Origin of the sequence: Rossellomorea sp. KS-H15a, from assembly GCF_024195245.1 — a bacterium.
Taxonomy (GTDB): domain Bacteria; phylum Bacillota; class Bacilli; order Bacillales; family Bacillaceae_B; genus Rossellomorea; species Rossellomorea vietnamensis.
In genome coordinates, this window is the sequence record NZ_CP096886.1 from 680,466 (window position 1) to 697,217 (window position 16,752).

16 protein-coding genes and 2 other annotated features (1 of these 18 cut by a window edge) are annotated in these 16,752 nt (G+C 43.6%); all 16 genes read left to right on the top strand.

What is annotated here, in order from left to right:
• Positions 1-208: a binding site (T-box leader), on the top strand (it extends 10 nt beyond the left edge of the window).
• Positions 209-275: 67 nt separating this feature from the next.
• A complete protein-coding gene (gene cysE / locus M1J35_RS03330) occupies positions 276-926 on the top strand; it encodes a serine O-acetyltransferase (protein WP_254652762.1) in 651 nt (216 codons plus the stop codon).
• On the top strand, positions 923-2,323 hold the full coding sequence (gene cysS, locus M1J35_RS03335; protein WP_254652763.1) for a cysteine--tRNA ligase: 1,401 nt from the start codon (positions 923-925) through the stop codon (positions 2,321-2,323). The genes cysE and cysS overlap by 4 nt, the downstream gene beginning before the upstream one ends.
• Positions 2,323-2,748, top strand: a complete 426-nt coding sequence (locus M1J35_RS03340) for a Mini-ribonuclease 3 (RefSeq protein WP_034766015.1) — start codon at positions 2,323-2,325, stop codon at positions 2,746-2,748. Before cysS ends, M1J35_RS03340 begins: the two co-directional genes overlap by 1 nt.
• Positions 2,745-3,488 carry a 23S rRNA (guanosine(2251)-2'-O)-methyltransferase RlmB gene (gene rlmB, locus M1J35_RS03345; protein ID WP_034766014.1) on the top strand — a complete coding sequence of 248 codons (744 nt, stop codon included), beginning with the start codon at positions 2,745-2,747 and terminating at the stop codon, positions 3,486-3,488. The genes M1J35_RS03340 and rlmB overlap by 4 nt, the downstream gene beginning before the upstream one ends.
• A gap of 5 nt (positions 3,489-3,493) precedes the next feature.
• A complete protein-coding gene (locus M1J35_RS03350) occupies positions 3,494-4,003 on the top strand; it encodes an NYN domain-containing protein (RefSeq protein WP_224522355.1) in 510 nt (169 codons plus the stop codon).
• 116 nt (positions 4,004-4,119) lie between these two features.
• Entirely contained in the window at positions 4,120-4,725 is a 606-nt protein-coding gene (gene sigH, locus M1J35_RS03355) for an RNA polymerase sporulation sigma factor SigH (RefSeq protein ID WP_229597131.1), read from the top strand.
• Between the two features lie 72 nt (positions 4,726-4,797).
• Positions 4,798-4,944 (top strand): 50S ribosomal protein L33, encoded by a 147-nt coding sequence (gene rpmG, locus M1J35_RS03360; protein WP_224522353.1) that lies wholly within the window; start codon positions 4,798-4,800, stop codon positions 4,942-4,944.
• Between the two features lie 46 nt (positions 4,945-4,990).
• Positions 4,991-5,170, top strand: coding sequence for a preprotein translocase subunit SecE (secE, locus tag M1J35_RS03365; RefSeq protein WP_034766010.1), 180 nt, complete (start codon positions 4,991-4,993; stop codon positions 5,168-5,170).
• A 170-nt stretch (positions 5,171-5,340) separates the two neighbouring features.
• The gene (gene nusG / locus M1J35_RS03370; RefSeq protein ID WP_034766009.1) at positions 5,341-5,874 is read left to right on the top strand and encodes a transcription termination/antitermination protein NusG; all 534 of its coding nucleotides are present in this window, start codon (positions 5,341-5,343) and stop codon (positions 5,872-5,874) included.
• Between the two features lie 177 nt (positions 5,875-6,051).
• Positions 6,052-6,477 (top strand): 50S ribosomal protein L11, encoded by a 426-nt coding sequence (rplK, locus tag M1J35_RS03375; RefSeq protein ID WP_032085258.1) that lies wholly within the window; start codon positions 6,052-6,054, stop codon positions 6,475-6,477.
• A gap of 80 nt (positions 6,478-6,557) precedes the next feature.
• Positions 6,558-7,304, top strand: a complete 747-nt coding sequence (gene rplA, locus M1J35_RS03380; protein ID WP_269146717.1) for a 50S ribosomal protein L1 — start codon at positions 6,558-6,560, stop codon at positions 7,302-7,304.
• Positions 7,305-7,355: 51 nt separating this feature from the next.
• Positions 7,356-7,500 (top strand) — a sequence feature (ribosomal protein L10 leader region).
• Positions 7,501-7,542: 42 nt separating this feature from the next.
• A complete protein-coding gene (gene rplJ / locus M1J35_RS03385; protein WP_034766005.1) occupies positions 7,543-8,043 on the top strand; it encodes a 50S ribosomal protein L10 in 501 nt (166 codons plus the stop codon).
• Between the two features lie 58 nt (positions 8,044-8,101).
• Positions 8,102-8,461, top strand: coding sequence for a 50S ribosomal protein L7/L12 (gene rplL / locus M1J35_RS03390; RefSeq protein ID WP_034766003.1), 360 nt, complete (start codon positions 8,102-8,104; stop codon positions 8,459-8,461).
• 122 nt (positions 8,462-8,583) lie between these two features.
• Positions 8,584-9,192, top strand: a complete 609-nt coding sequence (locus tag M1J35_RS03395; protein ID WP_254653679.1) for a class I SAM-dependent methyltransferase — start codon at positions 8,584-8,586, stop codon at positions 9,190-9,192.
• A 232-nt stretch (positions 9,193-9,424) separates the two neighbouring features.
• Complete coding sequence (gene rpoB, locus M1J35_RS03400) at positions 9,425-12,982, top strand: DNA-directed RNA polymerase subunit beta (protein WP_034766001.1); 3,558 nt, start codon at positions 9,425-9,427, stop codon at positions 12,980-12,982.
• Between the two features lie 51 nt (positions 12,983-13,033).
• Positions 13,034-16,633: a DNA-directed RNA polymerase subunit beta' gene (gene rpoC, locus M1J35_RS03405; RefSeq protein WP_034765999.1), complete on the top strand. Its 3,600-nt coding sequence runs from the start codon at positions 13,034-13,036 to the stop codon at positions 16,631-16,633.
• Positions 16,634-16,752 lie beyond the last annotated feature (119 nt).

A 16,752-nucleotide genomic window follows, 5' to 3' on the forward strand; every position in this document is an offset into this window, starting at 1 on the left:
TGATGAGGAGAAGTAAGAAAAGGATGCTTAGTAGAGAGAACCATCACCGGCTGAAAGTGGTTTAAGCCCCTCCGATTCTGAAATGCACCTCTGAGCCCGTTACTGAAATAAAGTAGGTAAAGGCGGTTTCCTACCGTTAACAGGATTCGAGTTGGAGAAGGTTTGTCTTCTCAATCAGAGTGGAACCGCGCCTACAAGCGTCTCTGTCAGTTTATTGACAGGGGCGTTTTTTTATTGTTATCAGTTTTTTAAAAAAGGAAGGGGGATGGATCCGAATGTTTAAGTCGTTTAGGGAAGATATAGATGTGGTGTTTGATCAGGATCCGGCTGCGAGGAATTATGTGGAGGTCATCCTTACGTATTCGGGTCTCCATGCCATTTGGGCCCATCGTGTTGCCCATGCATTTTTTAAACGGAAATTCTTTTTCATTGCCCGGGTCATTTCACAGGTCAGCCGTTTCTTCACCGGTGTGGAGATTCACCCCGGAGCTAAGATCGGCCGCCGCTTTTTCATCGATCATGGAATGGGTGTGGTGATAGGAGAGACGTGTGAAATCGGAGACAATGTCACGCTCTTTCAAGGGGTCACCCTCGGTGGAACCGGGAAGGAAAAGGGTAAACGTCACCCGACGATCCAGGATAATGCGTTGATTGCGACAGGTGCAAAAGTATTAGGATCGATCGTTGTTGGGGAAAATTCTAAGGTAGGGGCAGGATCCGTTGTCCTGAAAGATGTTCCGCCCAATTCAACCGTAGTCGGTATCCCGGGTAAGGTGGTCATTCAGGACGGTGTGAAGATACAGAAGGATCTGAATCACTGTGATCTGCCCGATCCGATGAACGACCGAATGAAACAGCTTGAAAAAGAAGTGAATGAATTGAAATCATTATTAAGGGAATATGAGGGAAGGAGTCAATCATCATGACGATTCGTTTATATAACACACTGACAAGGCAGAAAGAGGAATTCAAACCCCTGGAAGAGGGTAAGGTCAAAATGTATGTGTGCGGTCCGACGGTTTATAACTATATTCATATAGGGAACGCCCGTCCTGCGATTGTGTTTGACACAGTGAGACGTTATCTGGAATACAGGGGATATGATGTTCATTTCGTCTCTAACTTCACGGATGTGGACGATAAATTAATTAGAGCGGCCAAGGAACTGGGAGAAGATGTCCCTACGATTGCCAAACGCTTTATCGATGCTTACTTCGAAGATACGGGAGCCCTCGGTTGCCGGAAAGCCGATGTACATCCGACAGTGACAGAGAATATTGACACCATTGTTGATTTCATCTCAGCCCTTGTAGAAAAAGGCTATGCCTATGAATCCCAGGGAGACGTTTATTATCGTACCAGAAAGTTTGATGGGTACGGTAAGCTGTCTCATCAACCGATAGATGAACTGAAAGCGGGAGCCCGCATCGATGTGGGGGACAAAAAAGAAGATGCCCTTGATTTCGTTTTATGGAAAGCGGCGAAAGAAGGGGAGATTTCCTGGAAGAGCCCGTGGGGTGAGGGACGTCCAGGCTGGCATATTGAATGTTCAGCCATGGCTAAGCGCTATTTGGGGGATACCATCGACATCCACGCCGGGGGACAGGATCTGACCTTCCCTCATCATGAGAATGAAATCGCCCAGTCAGAGGCCCTTACAGGTAAGGCATTCGCCAATTACTGGATGCACAATGGGTATATTAATATCGATAACGAGAAGATGTCGAAATCACTCGGTAATTTCGTATTGGTGCACGACATTATTAAAGAACAAGATCCGCAGGTACTTCGTTTCTTCATGCTATCCGTTCATTACCGTCATCCGATCAACTACAATCTTGAGCTTCTGCAGAATGCAGAGACTTCTTTAGATCGAATCAAAACAGCGTATGAGAACCTGAAGCATCGCAAGGAATCAAGTACAAACTTAACGGACAATAATCAGGAATGGCTGGACAAAATCCATGAGTTGAAAGCTCAATTCATTGCTGATATGGACGATGATTTCAATACGGCAAATGCGATTTCCATTCTATTCGAACTATCCAGACAAGCGAACTATTACTTGATGGAGAAAAATACAGCAACAGAAGTCATTGACGGGTTCTTACACCAGTTTGAAGATTTCTTCTCTGTACTCGGTCTGACGTTGCAGGAAGCGGGAATATTGGACGAAGAAGTGGAAGAGATGATCGAAAAGCGCATTCAAGCCCGTAAAGACCGAAACTTCCAACTGGCCGATGAGATCCGGGACACATTGAAGGATATGGATATCATTTTGGAAGATACTCCTCAAGGCACCCGCTGGAAAAGGGGATCTTAATGCTGTACGAGACAAATGAACAAATCGATGCGAAACAAATCAATGCACTTGCACTTGCTTATATGGGGGATGCTGTATATGAAACATATGTACGGCAGCTCCTGTTGACCAAGGGGAAGATCAAACCGAATCAACTGCACAGGGCTGCGACGAAGTATGTGTCTGCTAAAGCGCAGGCGGCCATTCTCAGAACGCTGTTCGATCAGGACCTCTTATCGGAAGAGGAGATATCGATCGTCAAGCGCGGCCGGAATGCGAAATCGGGGACAACGCCTAAAAACACGGATGTACAGACGTATAAACACAGCACTGCTTTTGAGGCTCTTATTGGATATTTGTTTTTACTTAATCGGACGGATCGATTAGAGGAACTGTTGAAGATCATTTTTGAACAAGCCCAGGCAGGAAAGGAGGAACAGAAATGAGTAAAGATTTTATCGGAGGAAGAAATCCTGTCATAGAAGCGTTAAAGTCAGGAAGGGACATCAATAAGATTTGGATAGCGGAAGGTTCTCAAAAAGGCTCGATCCAGCAAATCGTCGGACTTGCCAAGGAATCCAATGTCATGGTCCAGTATGTCCCGAAGAAGAAAATCGAGCAGATGGTATCGGAGAATCACCAAGGGGTCGTCGCTTCCGTTGCTGCTTATCAGTATGCTGAACTGGATGATCTATTTCAAAAGGCAGAACAAAAAGGGGAGGATCCTTTTATTCTGATCCTGGATGAACTGGAGGATCCCCATAACCTTGGATCCATCATGAGGACGGCTGATGCAGCGGGTGCCCATGGGATCATCATCCCGAAGCGAAGAGCGGTGGGACTTACTTCTACAGTAGCCAAGGCTTCCACTGGAGCGATTGAACATATTCCCGTCGCACGTGTGACGAATCTGTCGAGAGCGGTGGATGAATTGAAAGAGCGCGGTGTTTGGATCGCTGGGACGGATGCGAAGGGGAAGCAGGATTTCCGCCAGCTGGACGGTACGCTTCCGATCGGTCTGATTATTGGCAGTGAAGGAAAAGGGATGAGCCGTATTTTGCGGGATAAATGTGATTTCCTTGTTCAGTTGCCTATGATTGGTCATGTTACATCACTAAACGCCTCGGTGGCAGCTAGTATTTTAATGTATGAGGTATATCGTAAACGCCACCCATTGGGAGAATAGGGAAGATGGATATCCTCCTTGTGGATGGCTATAACATAATCGGTGCCTGGCCGGAATTGAATGATTTGAAGCATAAGGACCTAGCCGCAGCGAGAGACCGCCTGGTGGAACAAATGGCAGAATATCAGGGGTATACGGGCTACCGTGTCATTGTTGTATTTGATGCATACTACGTACAGGGAATCGCCCGGAAATATCAAAATTATAAAGTGGAAGTGCTTTTCACAAGAGAAAATGAAACGGCAGATGAACGAATTGAAAGATTGGCCATTGAATTAAGCAATATTAAAACGCAGATTCATGTAGCCACTTCTGATTTCACAGAGCAATGGGCCATCTTTGGGCAGGGAGCCCTTCGCAAATCAGCGAGGGAGCTCTTGACCGAGGTGGAAGTCATTGAAAAAAAGATTGAAAGAAAAGTAAGGAATTCGAGCGAGAAAAGGCCGGCTTCCAAGATCCAATTATCAGAAGAAGTTGCTGAAATTTTCGAAAAATGGCGCCGCGGGGAACAATGATAGGTTGACGATTGAATTTTCTGTAATGTATAATATTTCTATCTATTGTTTTGCTCGGGGGGATGCGTGTGAGCAATATCATCAGAACAGAAGCATTTGATAATCGATTAGAAGGCATGGATGATGAAGAGATCATAGAAGCCGTCCATCAGGGTCACAGCGAAGCGCTCGATTTTTTGATCAGGAAATACCGTAATTTTGTGAGAGCGAAAGCCCGCTCGTATTTTTTAATCGGGGCAGATAAGGAAGATATCGTCCAGGAGGGTATGATTGGATTGTACAAGGCAATCCGTGATTATAAGGAGGACAAGCTGACCTCTTTTAAAGCGTTTGCAGAGCTTTGTATCACAAGACAGATCATTACAGCCATTAAGACAGCCACGAGACAGAAGCATATACCACTGAATTCGTATGTTTCACTGGATAAACCCATTTATGATGATGAATCTGACCGAACGCTATTAGATGTCATTTCAGGTGCGAAAGTAATGGATCCGGAAGCGCTGATTATCAATCGCGAGGAATTCGATAATATGGAGGATAAGATGGCCCAGCTGTTAAGCGATCTTGAGAGGAAAGTACTGGCCCTTTATTTGGACGGGCAGTCCTATCAGGAGATATCAGAAGAGCTGAACCGCCATGTGAAATCCATCGACAATGCATTACAGCGAGTGAAACGGAAGCTTGAACGATACTTGGAAGTTCGCGAAATAACGATGTAAAGCCATATTGACACATTTTGGTGGTCGTGTTATTTTTGATAGGACTTACTATGTATAGTATAGGTGGAATATATGACTACTAAACTAATACTGGCTTGTACGGTATGCGGTACCAGGAATTATTCCGTGCCGGGAAACCGTAATCAGGCCGTTCGATTAGAACTAAAGAAATTCTGTAATACATGTAATGCTCATACCCTACACAAAGAGACTAAATAGAGTGTAGAAGTCTTGCGTATTGATATTAGTTGGAGGTTACTAACGGATGTTTAAATTCTTTCGCAATGTTGCATCAGAAATGAGAAAGGTCAGCTGGCCTAAACGTAAAGAGTTAACGCGCTATACGATCACGGTTATTACGACAGTGATATTTGTTGCCCTTTTCTTTGCTGTTATCGACCTGGGCATCTCAGAACTTATGCGATTGATCATTGGTTCTAAGTAAGAGAAACATAGAATTAGTTGTATATATACCATGAAAGCATGGTATAATGAATGTTAATAGAGTACATGACCTTAGAGCCCGTTATCTTTTTACGGGTTTTTTCATTTGGAGAAAAAAGGCGAATGAGTATTCTTAAATAGCGAGGAGGGACGGACGTTTAGTCCTATGAAATGGAGAAGAATTGGTATGTAGTCCATACTTATTCAGGATACGAGAATAAGGTAAAAGCAAACCTTGAGAAGCGTGTTGAAACGATGGGGATGCAAGATAAGATCTTCCGCGTGATCGTGCCTGAAGAAGAAGAGACGGATTTTAAGAACGGCAAGAAGAAAGTAATTAAGAAGAAGGTATTCCCTGGTTATGTGATCGTGGAAATCGTCATGACGGATGATTCTTGGTATGTTGTCCGTAACACACCTGGAGTGACCGGTTTCGTCGGTTCATCAGGCTCAGGATCAAAACCTACACCATTATTGCCGGAAGAAGTAACAAACCTTCTGAAACAAATGGGCATGACAGAGAAAAAGGTAGAGATCGACTTCGAATTAGGAGAAACAGTAAGGGTGAACGAAGGTCCGTTTGCGAACTTCACCGGCTCGATCGAAGAGATTGACAATGCTAAAGCAAAAGTGAAGGTACACGTTAATATGTTTGGTAGAGATACCCCGGTAGAACTGGATTTCTCCCAAATTGATAAATTATAATGGAAAAGAACTTGAAATCATTCTGAAAAAATGGTACTATTTCATAAGTCAGTGCGTCTCCACAAAGAGATACTGAACCTAATAGACGTTCTTTATGTTGATAAAGACATTTTTTACATTTGAGTGGGAGGGTGAAAAACCCAATAACCACATCACGGACTTAAGGAGGTGTGTCTCGTGGCTAAAAAAGTTATCAAAATGGTTAAATTGCAGATTCCTGCCGGTAAAGCTAATCCAGCTCCACCAGTTGGTCCTGCACTAGGTCAAGCAGGTGTTAACATCATGGGATTCTGTAAGGAATTCAATGCTCGTACAGCAGATCAAGCTGGCTTAATCATTCCTGTTGAAATCACGGTATTTGAAGACCGTTCATTTACATTCATCACAAAAACTCCACCCGCTGCTGTTCTTCTTAAGAAAGCTGCAGGTATCGAGTCTGGTTCAGGCGAACCAAACAGCAAGAAAGTGGCAACACTTAAACGCGATAAAGTACGTGAAATTGCTGAAACAAAAATGCCTGACTTAAATGCAGCTAGTGTTGAATCAGCTATGCGCATGGTAGAAGGAACTGCACGCAGCATGGGTATCGTCATCGAAGACTAATCCCTGCTTCGTTAAAGTAGAGGTTCCTGTTGAACGAGGTTGCGATGATGAAATGTACGTTTCACTCGCAACCTTATTTCGTGGGAGGTTATTCCGCTAAAACCACATATAGGAGGAAATTTATAATGGCTAAAAAAGGTAAAAAGTTTCTTGAAGCTCAAAAGCTTGTAGATCGTACTACAGCTTATTCAGTGGAAGAAGCAATCGAACTAGTTAAGAAAACAAACTTCGCTAAGTTTGACGCAACGATTGAAGTAGCGTTCCGCTTAGGTGTAGATACTCGTAAAAACGACCAGCAAATCCGTGGAGCAGTTGTACTTCCTCATGGAACTGGTAAAACTCAAAAGGTTCTTGTATTCGCTAAAGGAGATAAAGCAAAAGAAGCAGAAGCTGCTGGCGCTGATTTCGTAGGTGATGCAGAACTGATCAACAAAATCAACCAAGGTTGGTTCGAGTTCGACGTAATCGTTGCAACTCCAGACATGATGGGTGAAGTTGGTAAACTTGGTCGCGTATTGGGACCTAAAGGTTTAATGCCAAACCCTAAAACTGGAACAGTAACATTCGACGTAACGAAAGCCGTTAATGAAATCAAAGCTGGTAAAGTTGAATACCGTGCTGACAAATCAGGTAACGTTCACGTTCCTGTTGGAAAGATTTCATTCGACAACGAAAAGCTTGTTGAAAACTTTGCTACAATGTATGAAACAATGCTTAAAGTTAAACCTGCTGCTGCAAAAGGAACTTACATGAAAAATGTTTCTGTAACTTCTACAATGGGACCTGGCGTTAAAGTCGATCCTTCCACTTTCGCAGTTAAGGCATAATTTGGTATTGACTTACTGAGGACTAGTGATTATAATTAGTTCTGTTGTTAAAAAACGAATACATTTGTACCGTAGACAGTAGGGGCTCATGACGAGCTTAATATCCTGCCGAGGTAATTGCGATAAAATAACCGCTTATAGCGTGTTTGCAATGCCCTTATGTCTACCTTGATATAAGGGCATTTTTTATTGGATGACGGTATAAATGTTCATCAGTCAATCTACAGGAGGTGTAATGATGAGCAGCATTCTAGATCAAAAGAAACACATCGTTGGAGAAATCTCTGACAAGCTAAAAAACAGTGTATCTACAATCGTTGTAGATTACCGTGGCCTAGACGTTTCCGAAGTAACTGAACTTCGTAAACAACTTCGTGAAGCTGGCATCGAGTTCAAAGTGTACAAAAACACTATGGTACGTCGTGCGGCAGAAGAAGCTGGTCTTGAAGGGTTAAACGAATTCTTAACTGGTCCTAACGCAATCGCGTTCAGTTCAGAAGAAGTAGTTGCACCTGCAAAGATCCTTAACAGCTTTGCTAAAGAACACGAAGCACTTGAAATCAAAACGGGTGTCATCGAAGGAACGATCACTTCAGTTGAGGATGTTAAAGCAATCGCTGAACTTCCAAACCGCGAAGGACTTCTTTCTATGCTACTCAGCGTGCTACAAGCACCAATGCGCAACTTCGCGTTGGCAACAAAAGCCGTTGCAGATCAAAAAGAAGAGCAAGGCGCGTAAGCTAAAGCAAGTCGTTTAAATAAAAAATTAAGCAAACATCACAAGGAGGAAATTTAAAATGAGTAAAGAGCAAATCATTGACGCGATTAAAGAAATGTCAGTTCTTGAACTAAATGATCTAGTTAAAGCAATCGAAGAAGAATTCGGAGTAACTGCTGCTGCACCTGTAGCTGCTGCTGCTGGTGGCGCTGACGCTGCTGCAGAACAAACTGAATTCGACGTAATCCTTGAGAGCGCTGGTTCTCAAAAAATCAAGGTTATCAAAGTTGTTCGTGAAATCACAGGTCTTGGCCTTAAAGAAGCGAAAGAAATGGTTGATAACACTCCTAAAGCTCTTAAAGAAGGTATTTCTAAAGAGGAAGCTGAAGAACTTAAAGCTAAACTTGAAGAAGTTGGAGCTGGCGTAGAAGTTAAGTAATGATTGTATAGATGAAAAGCTCGCTATATTTGGCGGGCTTTTTTCTTGTCTGGCATCTATCTTTACCCGATTTTGGAAGAGATGGTTACCATGAGGATCTATCAATGGATGGAGATGATATAATGACCAATCACTATTATTCCCGTAACCCCGATGTGGAAAGTAACCCGGGTATGATTGCCTTTGAATTAAGGGGACAGTCATTCCGTTTTAAAACAGACCAGGGCGTCTTCTCAAAAAAGGAAGTGGACTTCGGTTCAAGAGCCTTGATTGAATCGTTTGAATTACCTGATGTAAAGGGGCCGATACTTGATGTTGGCTGCGGTTATGGCCCGGTCGGATTATCCTTGGCCAAAGACTTTGGTGATCGGATGGTCCACATGATCGATGTAAACGAGAGGGCTCTATCTTTAGCGAAAGAAAATGCTGGAGTAAATAAAGTTCAAAACGTTAAAGTCTATCAAAGTGACCGGTATACCAATGTCGTTGAAAAGGGATTTGCCGCTATTTTAACGAACCCTCCGATACGAGCAGGGAAAGAAACGGTTCATTCGATTCTTGAGAGTAGTTACGAACATCTGACGGAACGAGGAGAATTGTGGGTCGTTATTCAGAAAAAGCAAGGTGCTCCCTCTGCGATGGAGAAAATGGAAAAAATCTTTTCGAATGTAGAAATCGTCATCAGAAAAAAGGGATACTACATCTTGAAATCGGTAAAAGAAATCCGTTGACGTAGCTTAACTGCTATGATAACATTATAAAATGCAAAAATATTATTTTCCGGTATTATGTCCATATGTATACATGTTGGATAAATTGGAAAAGATTATAAAATAATAGTTCGTCATATGAAAATGAGGTTTTATCATTAAAACCCTTTTTCTTTTTGTCTTGTGTAGAGTAGTAATCCTACTTTAAGGCATATAGACACAACCAAAACGCTTGATTTGAGGGGTGAATCAGTTGACAGGTCAACTAGTTCAGTATGGACGACACCGCCAACGCAGAAGTTTTGCGCGTATCAGTGAAGTTTTAGAATTACCGAATTTAATCGAAATTCAAACTTCCTCGTATCAATGGTTTCTTGATGAGGGGTTAAGAGAAATGTTCCGTGACATTTCTCCGATTGAGGACTTCACTGGTAATCTCTCTTTGGAATTTATTGATTATAGTCTGGGAGAGCCAAAGTACTCGGTGGAAGAATCAAAGGAAAGAGATGTTACTTACTCTGCACCGCTTAGAGTAAAAGTCCGTCTTGTGAACAAGGAAACAGGAGAAGTGAAAGATCAAGACGTATTTATGGGTGATTTCCCATTAATGACAGACACAGGTACGTTTGTCATCAATGGTGCTGAGCGCGTTATCGTATCTCAGCTAGTGCGTTCACCTAGTGTTTACTTTAGCGGAAAAGTAGATAAAAACGGAAAGAAAGGGTTTACTGCTACCGTTATACCAAACCGCGGAGCTTGGCTTGAGTATGAAACAGATGCAAAAGATGTTGTATATGTGCGAATTGATCGAACTCGCAAACTACCGGTAACGGTTCTTTTACGTGCCCTTGGGTTTGGCTCTGATCAAGAAATCATCGATTTGATCGGTGATAATGAGTACATTCGTAACACGCTCGAGAAAGACAACACGGAAGGTATCGACAAGGCATTGCTCGAGATTTATGAGCGTCTGCGTCCGGGAGAGCCTCCTACAGTAGAAAATGCAAAAAGTTTACTCGTTTCTCGTTTCTTTGATCCTAAGCGTTATGACTTAGCAAACGTTGGACGTTACAAAATGAACAAAAAGCTTCACATTAAGAATCGTTTATTCGGTCAAACTCTAGCAGAAACTCTAGCAGATCCGGAAACGGGCGAGATTCTGGCAGAGAAAGGCACGGTTCTTGACCGTCGCGCCCTGGATAAGGTCATCCCTTATTTAGAAAACGGCATTGGTTTCAAAAACTACCAACAGTCCGGCGGCGTATTAGAAGAAGACGTAGTTCTTCAATCTATCAAAATCTATTCTCCTAACGAAGAGGGAGATTTTGAAATCAACGTAATCAGCAACGCGTATGTTGAAGAAGAGGTTAAGTACATTACACCTGCTGATATCATCTCTTCCATTTCTTACTTCTTTAACTTGTTACATGGAGTAGGACTGACAGATGATATTGACCATTTAGGTAACCGTCGTTTACGTTCGGTTGGTGAATTGCTACAGAACCAATTCCGTATCGGTTTATCACGTATGGAGCGTGTGGTTCGTGAAAGAATGTCCATTCAGGACACGAACACGATCACTCCTCAACAACTGATCAACATCCGTCCTGTTATTGCATCCATTAAAGAGTTCTTTGGAAGCTCTCAATTGTCTCAATTCATGGATCAAACGAATCCTCTTGCAGAATTAACGCACAAACGCCGTCTTTCTGCTTTAGGGCCCGGTGGATTAACGCGTGAACGTGCTGGATTCGAAGTACGTGACGTCCATTATTCCCACTATGGCCGTATGTGTCCGATTGAAACACCTGAGGGTCCGAACATCGGACTGATCAACTCACTTTCCTCCTTTGCGAAGGTGAATAAATTCGGCTTTATCGAAACGCCGTATCGTCGTGTCGACCCCGATACCGGGAAAGTAACCGATCGCATCGATTACTTGACGGCAGACGAAGAAGATAACTATGTAGTGGCACAGGCGAACGCACGTCTTGGAGACGACGGTGCATTCCTTGATGAAGAAGTCATCTCCCGTTTCCGCGGTGAGAACACGGTCATCAAGCGTGAACGTCTCGACTACATGGATGTATCTCCTAAACAAGTAGTATCAGCTGCGACAGCATGTATTCCGTTCTTAGAGAACGATGACTCCAACCGTGCTCTAATGGGAGCGAACATGCAGCGTCAAGCAGTACCTTTGATGAATCCGGAATCACCGATCGTCGGAACGGGTATGGAACACGTATCTGCGAAAGACTCCGGTGCAGCTGTGATCTGTAAATACGAAGGTATTGTGGAGAAGGTTGAAGCGAAACAAGTTTGGGTGCGTCGTGTGAAAGAAATCGACGGTCAGGAAGTAAAAGGTGACCTCGATAAGTATCGTATGCAGAAATTCATCCGTTCTAACCAAGGTACATGTTACAACCAGCGTCCAATCGTAAGTGAAGGCGACCGTGTAGTAAAAGGTGAAATCCTTGCTGATGGTCCTTCAATGGAAAAAGGTGAGTTAGCCTTGGGACGTAACGTCATGGTTGGATTCATGACTTGGGACGGTTACAACTATGAAGATGCGATCATCATGAGTGAGCGTCTTGTAAAAGACGATGTCTATACTTCTATTCATATTGAAGAATATGAGTCAGAATCCCGTGATACGAAATTGGGACCTGAAGAAATCACTCGTGATATTCCTAACGTTGGTGAAGATGCACTTCGCAATCTTGATGAGCGTGGAATCATCCGTATCGGTGCTGAAGTAAAAGATGGCGACCTGCTTGTTGGTAAAGTAACGCCTAAAGGTGTAACGGAACTGACAGCTGAAGAGCGTCTATTACATGCAATCTTCGGTGAGAAGGCCCGTGAAGTCCGGGATACATCCCTTCGCGTACCACACGGTGGCGGCGGAATCATCCTTGATGTAAAAGTCTTCAACCGTGAAGATGGCGATGAATTACCACCAGGTGTGAACCAGCTTGTACGTGTATACATCGTTCAGAAACGTAAGATCTCTGAAGGTGACAAAATGGCTGGTCGTCACGGTAACAAAGGTGTTATCTCAAGAATCCTTCCTGAAGAAGACATGCCGTTCTTACCAGACGGCACACCAATCGATATCATGCTTAACCCACTAGGGGTACCATCACGTATGAATATCGGTCAGGTGCTTGAGCTTCACTTGGGAATGGCAGCAAGATACCTCGGCATTCATGTCGCTTCACCAGTATTTGATGGAGCACGTGAGGAAGATGTATGGGCAACAATTGAAGAAGCAGGTATGGCACGCGATGCCAAAACCGTTCTTTACGATGGTAGAACGGGTGAACCGTTTGATAACCGTGTATCAGTTGGAATCATGTATATGATCAAACTTGCTCACATGGTTGATGACAAACTTCACGCACGTTCAACCGGACCTTATTCACTTGTTACGCAACAGCCACTCGGTGGTAAAGCCCAATTCGGTGGACAGCGTTTCGGTGAGATGGAGGTATGGGCACTTGAAGCTTATGGTGCTGCTTACACTCTACAAGAAATTCTTACAGTTAAGTCCGATGACGTTGTGGGCCGTGTGAAAACATACGAAGCCATCGTCAAGGGTGAAAACGTTCCTGAACCTGGTGTTCCGGAATCATTCAAAGTTCTGATCAAAGAGCTTCAAAGTTTAGGTATGGATGTTAAGATCCTCTCTAGTAACGAAGAAGAAATCGAAATGCGGGACTTAGAGGACGAAGAAGAAGTACAACAAGCAGACACGCTAAATATCTCTGAATCTAATGCACAAGAATCCGAGACAGTAGGGTCTAAAGAATAAATTTAGAGCAATTAGGGTTAGAGCCTGTAGATTAAAAGGGAGGTAGGCCCCTTGCTAGATGTAAATAATTTTGAGTATATGAAAATTGGTTTAGCTTCTCCCGATAAGATCCGTTCATGGTCTTTCGGGGAAGTTAAAAAGCCCGAGACGATTAACTATCGTACGTTAAAACCAGAAAAAGATGGTTTGTTCTGTGAACGTATTTTCGGTCCTACGAAGGACTGGGAATGTCATTGTGGTAAATACAAGCGTGTCCGTTATAAAGGCGTCGTTTGTGACCGCTGTGGTGTCGAAGTAACAAAGGCTAAAGTTCGTCGTGAACGTATGGGCCACATTGAACTTGCCGCACCTGTTTCTCACATCTGGTACTTCAAAGGAATCCCAAGCCGTATGGGTCTTGTTTTAGATATGTCCCCGCGTGCTTTGGAAGAAGTCATCTATTTCGCTTCCTATGTTGTAACGGAACCAGGTGACACGGCTCTTGAAAGAAAACAACTTCTTTCTGAAAAAGAATACCGTGCATACCGTGAGAAGTACGGAGTGAAATTCCAAGCTGCAATGGGAGCGGAAGCCATTAAAAAGCTTCTGCAGGACATTGACCTGGATAAAGAAGCTGATTTCTTGAAAGAAGAACTGAAAACAGCTCAAGGTCAGCGCCGTACCCGTGCAATCAAACGATTGGAAGTAGTGGAATCTTTCAGAAACTCAGGGAATGATCCGGACTGGATGATCCTTGATGTTCTTCCTGTCATTCCTCCAGAGCTTCGCCCGATGGTTCAACTTGACGGTGGACGCTTTGCGACTTCTGACCTGAATGATTTATACCGTCGTGTTATTAACCGTAATAACCGTCTTAAGCGTTTATTGGACCTTGGTGCCCCAAGCATCATCGTTCAAAATGAGAAGCGTATGCTACAAGAAGCGGTTGATGCTTTAATTGATAATGGTCGTCGTGGCCGTCCAGTTACTGGACCGGGTAACCGTCCGTTAAAATCCCTTTCACATATGCTTAAAGGGAAGCAAGGTCGTTTCCGTCAGAACCTTCTTGGTAAACGTGTTGACTACTCCGGCCGTTCTGTAATCGTTGTTGGACCTAACCTTAAGATGTATCAATGTGGTCTTCCTAAGGAAATGGCTCTTGAGTTATTCAAACCATTCGTTATGAAAGAACTTGTTGAAAAAGGATTGGCTCACAACATCAAGAGTGCCAAGCGCAAGATTGAACGCGTCCAGCCGGAAGTATGGGATGTATTAGAAGGCGTCATCAAAGAACATCCGGTACTGTTAAACCGTGCACCTACACTTCACAGACTTGGTATTCAAGCATTTGAACCAACGCTTGTCGAAGGTAGAGCGATCCGTCTTCACCCACTTGTATGTACAGCATACAACGCGGATTTTGATGGTGACCAAATGGCGGTTCACGTACCACTATCTTCTGAAGCTCAAGCTGAAGCGCGCATGCTCATGCTTGCTGCCCAAAACATCCTAAATCCGAAAGACGGTAAACCTGTTGTTACACCGTCCCAGGATATGGTATTAGGTAACTATTACCTGACACTTGAACGTGAAAATGCTGTTGGTGAAGGTATGATCTTCAATGATGCGAATGAAGTCATCCTTGCATATCAAAATGGTTATGTACACTTGCATACCCGTATTGCGATCCATGCAAGCACCATTAACAACAAAACGTTCACCGAGAAGCAAAACAAACAATTATTATTAACAACGGTAGGTAAAGTAATCTTCAACGAGATCTTACCTGATACATTCCCGTTCATCAACGAACCAACAAGAACGAACTTGGAAGTTGCGACTCCTGAGAACTACTTTGTTGATCCGTCAACGGACGTGAAGGAAGTATTCCAAAGCCGTGAGTTAATCAATCCGTTCAAAAAAGGTTTCTTAGGGAATATCATCGCGGAAGTGTTCAAGAAGTTTGCCATCACGGAAACGTCTCGTATGCTTGATAAGATGAAGGACCTTGGATTCAAATATTCTACAAAAGCCGGTATTACGGTTGGTATCGCAGATATCGTCGTACTAGCGGAAAAAGAAGAGATCTTGATCGAAGCGCAAAGTAAAGTAGACAACGTATTGAAACAATTCAAACGCGGTCTTATTACAGAAGATGAAAGATACGATCGTGTCATTTCCATCTGGAGTGCTGCGAAAGATACGATTCAAGGTAAGTTAATGGCAACATTGGATAAACGCAATCCGATCTTCATGATGAGTGACTCAGGTGCCCGTGGTAACGCATCTAACTTCACTCAGCTTGCCGGTATGCGTGGACTAATGGCCAACCCGGCTGGTCGTATCATCGAGTTACCGATCAAATCAAGTTTCCGTGAAGGTCTGACGGTTCTTGAGTACTTCATCTCTACCCATGGTGCCCGTAAAGGTCTTGCCGATACAGCACTGAAAACAGCTGACTCAGGTTACTTGACGCGTCGACTCGTTGACGTTGCACAGGACGTTATCGTTCGTGAGGAAGACTGTGGAACGGACAGAGGCTTACTTGTAGGCTCCATTAAAGAGGGTACGGAAATCATCGAACCTCTTGAAGAACGTTTACTCGGTCGTTATTCACGTAAGACATTACGTCACCCTGAAACAGATGAAATCATCATTACAGAAAACCAGCTGATCACAGAAGACTTGGCTAAGACGATCATTGACGCTGGCGTCGAACATGTTTCGATCCGTTCTGCCTTCACATGTAACACACGACACGGTGTGTGTGAAAAATGTTACGGAACGAACCTTGCGACAGGTCAAAAAGTCGAAGTTGGGGAAGCTGTCGGTATCATCGCTGCTCAATCCATCGGGGAACCGGGTACTCAGTTAACGATGCGTACGTTCCATACAGGTGGGGTAGCAGGAGACGATATCACTCAAGGTTTACCGCGTATCCAAGAGATCTTCGAGGCGCGTAATCCTAAAGGTCAAGCTGTCATCTCTGAAATCGATGGTGTGATCACTTCAATCAGTGAAGGAAAAGATCGTCAGTACGAAATTACCGTACAAGGTGATGTGGAAACGAGAAGTTACACAGCTCCTTACACAGCGCGCTTGAAGTTCGCTGTAAACGATAAGGTCGCACGAGGTCAGGAAATCACTGAAGGTTCGATCGATCCGAAAGAACTTCTTAAAGTCCGTGATGTGTCTGCCGTTCAAGAATACTTGCTACGCGAAGTACAAAAGGTATATCGTATGCAAGGGGTTGAAATCGGCGACAAACACGTTGAGGTCATGGTCCGTCAAATGTTACGTAAAGTCCGCGTCATCGATGCTGGTGAATCTGAAGTACTACCAGGTACTCTAATGGATATCCACCAATTCAGAGATGCGAACGAGAAAGCATTGTTCGGCGGTAAGCTTCCGGCAACAGGACGCCCTGTTCTGCTCGGGATCACCAAAGCTTCACTTGAAACAGATTCCTTCTTATCCGCAGCATCATTCCAGGAAACAACTCGTGTGTTAACGGACGCTGCGATCAAAGGAAAACGTGATGAGTTACTAGGATTGAAAGAAAATGTTATCATCGGTAAGCTGGTTCCAGCAGGAACAGGTATGCAACGTTACCGTAAAGCAGAACCGGTTTTAGCAGAAGACACTAGTGAAGAAACAGTAACAGTAGAGTAATCTATTTAGGCTAACTCTTAGGCGGGTTTGATTGCTCAAACAACAGCTCTAAGAGTTAGCTTTTATAAATCTTTTAAATCTTTGTTGACATAGAGATTTTAAGATGATAATATATTCAA

What these genes read in the sequence shown, in the direction of transcription:
- nusG (WP_034766009.1), top strand. Translation starts at nt 5,341, where the DNA reads ATGGAGAAGAATTGGTATGTAGTCCATACTTATTCAGGATACGAGAAT.
- rpmG (WP_224522353.1), top strand. Translation starts at nt 4,798, where the DNA reads ATGACTACTAAACTAATACTGGCTTGTACGGTATGCGGTACCAGGAAT.
- M1J35_RS03395 (WP_254653679.1), top strand. Translation starts at nt 8,584, where the DNA reads ATGACCAATCACTATTATTCCCGTAACCCCGATGTGGAAAGTAACCCG.
- rlmB (WP_034766014.1), top strand. Translation starts at nt 2,745, where the DNA reads ATGAGTAAAGATTTTATCGGAGGAAGAAATCCTGTCATAGAAGCGTTA.
- cysS (WP_254652763.1), top strand. Translation starts at nt 923, where the DNA reads ATGACGATTCGTTTATATAACACACTGACAAGGCAGAAAGAGGAATTC.
- M1J35_RS03340 (WP_034766015.1), top strand. Translation starts at nt 2,323, where the DNA reads ATGCTGTACGAGACAAATGAACAAATCGATGCGAAACAAATCAATGCA.
- cysE (WP_254652762.1), top strand. Translation starts at nt 276, where the DNA reads ATGTTTAAGTCGTTTAGGGAAGATATAGATGTGGTGTTTGATCAGGAT.
- secE (WP_034766010.1), top strand. Translation starts at nt 4,991, where the DNA reads ATGTTTAAATTCTTTCGCAATGTTGCATCAGAAATGAGAAAGGTCAGC.
- rplL (WP_034766003.1), top strand. Translation starts at nt 8,102, where the DNA reads ATGAGTAAAGAGCAAATCATTGACGCGATTAAAGAAATGTCAGTTCTT.
- rplJ (WP_034766005.1), top strand. Translation starts at nt 7,543, where the DNA reads ATGAGCAGCATTCTAGATCAAAAGAAACACATCGTTGGAGAAATCTCT.
- sigH (WP_229597131.1), top strand. Translation starts at nt 4,120, where the DNA reads ATGGATGATGAAGAGATCATAGAAGCCGTCCATCAGGGTCACAGCGAA.
- M1J35_RS03350 (WP_224522355.1), top strand. Translation starts at nt 3,494, where the DNA reads ATGGATATCCTCCTTGTGGATGGCTATAACATAATCGGTGCCTGGCCG.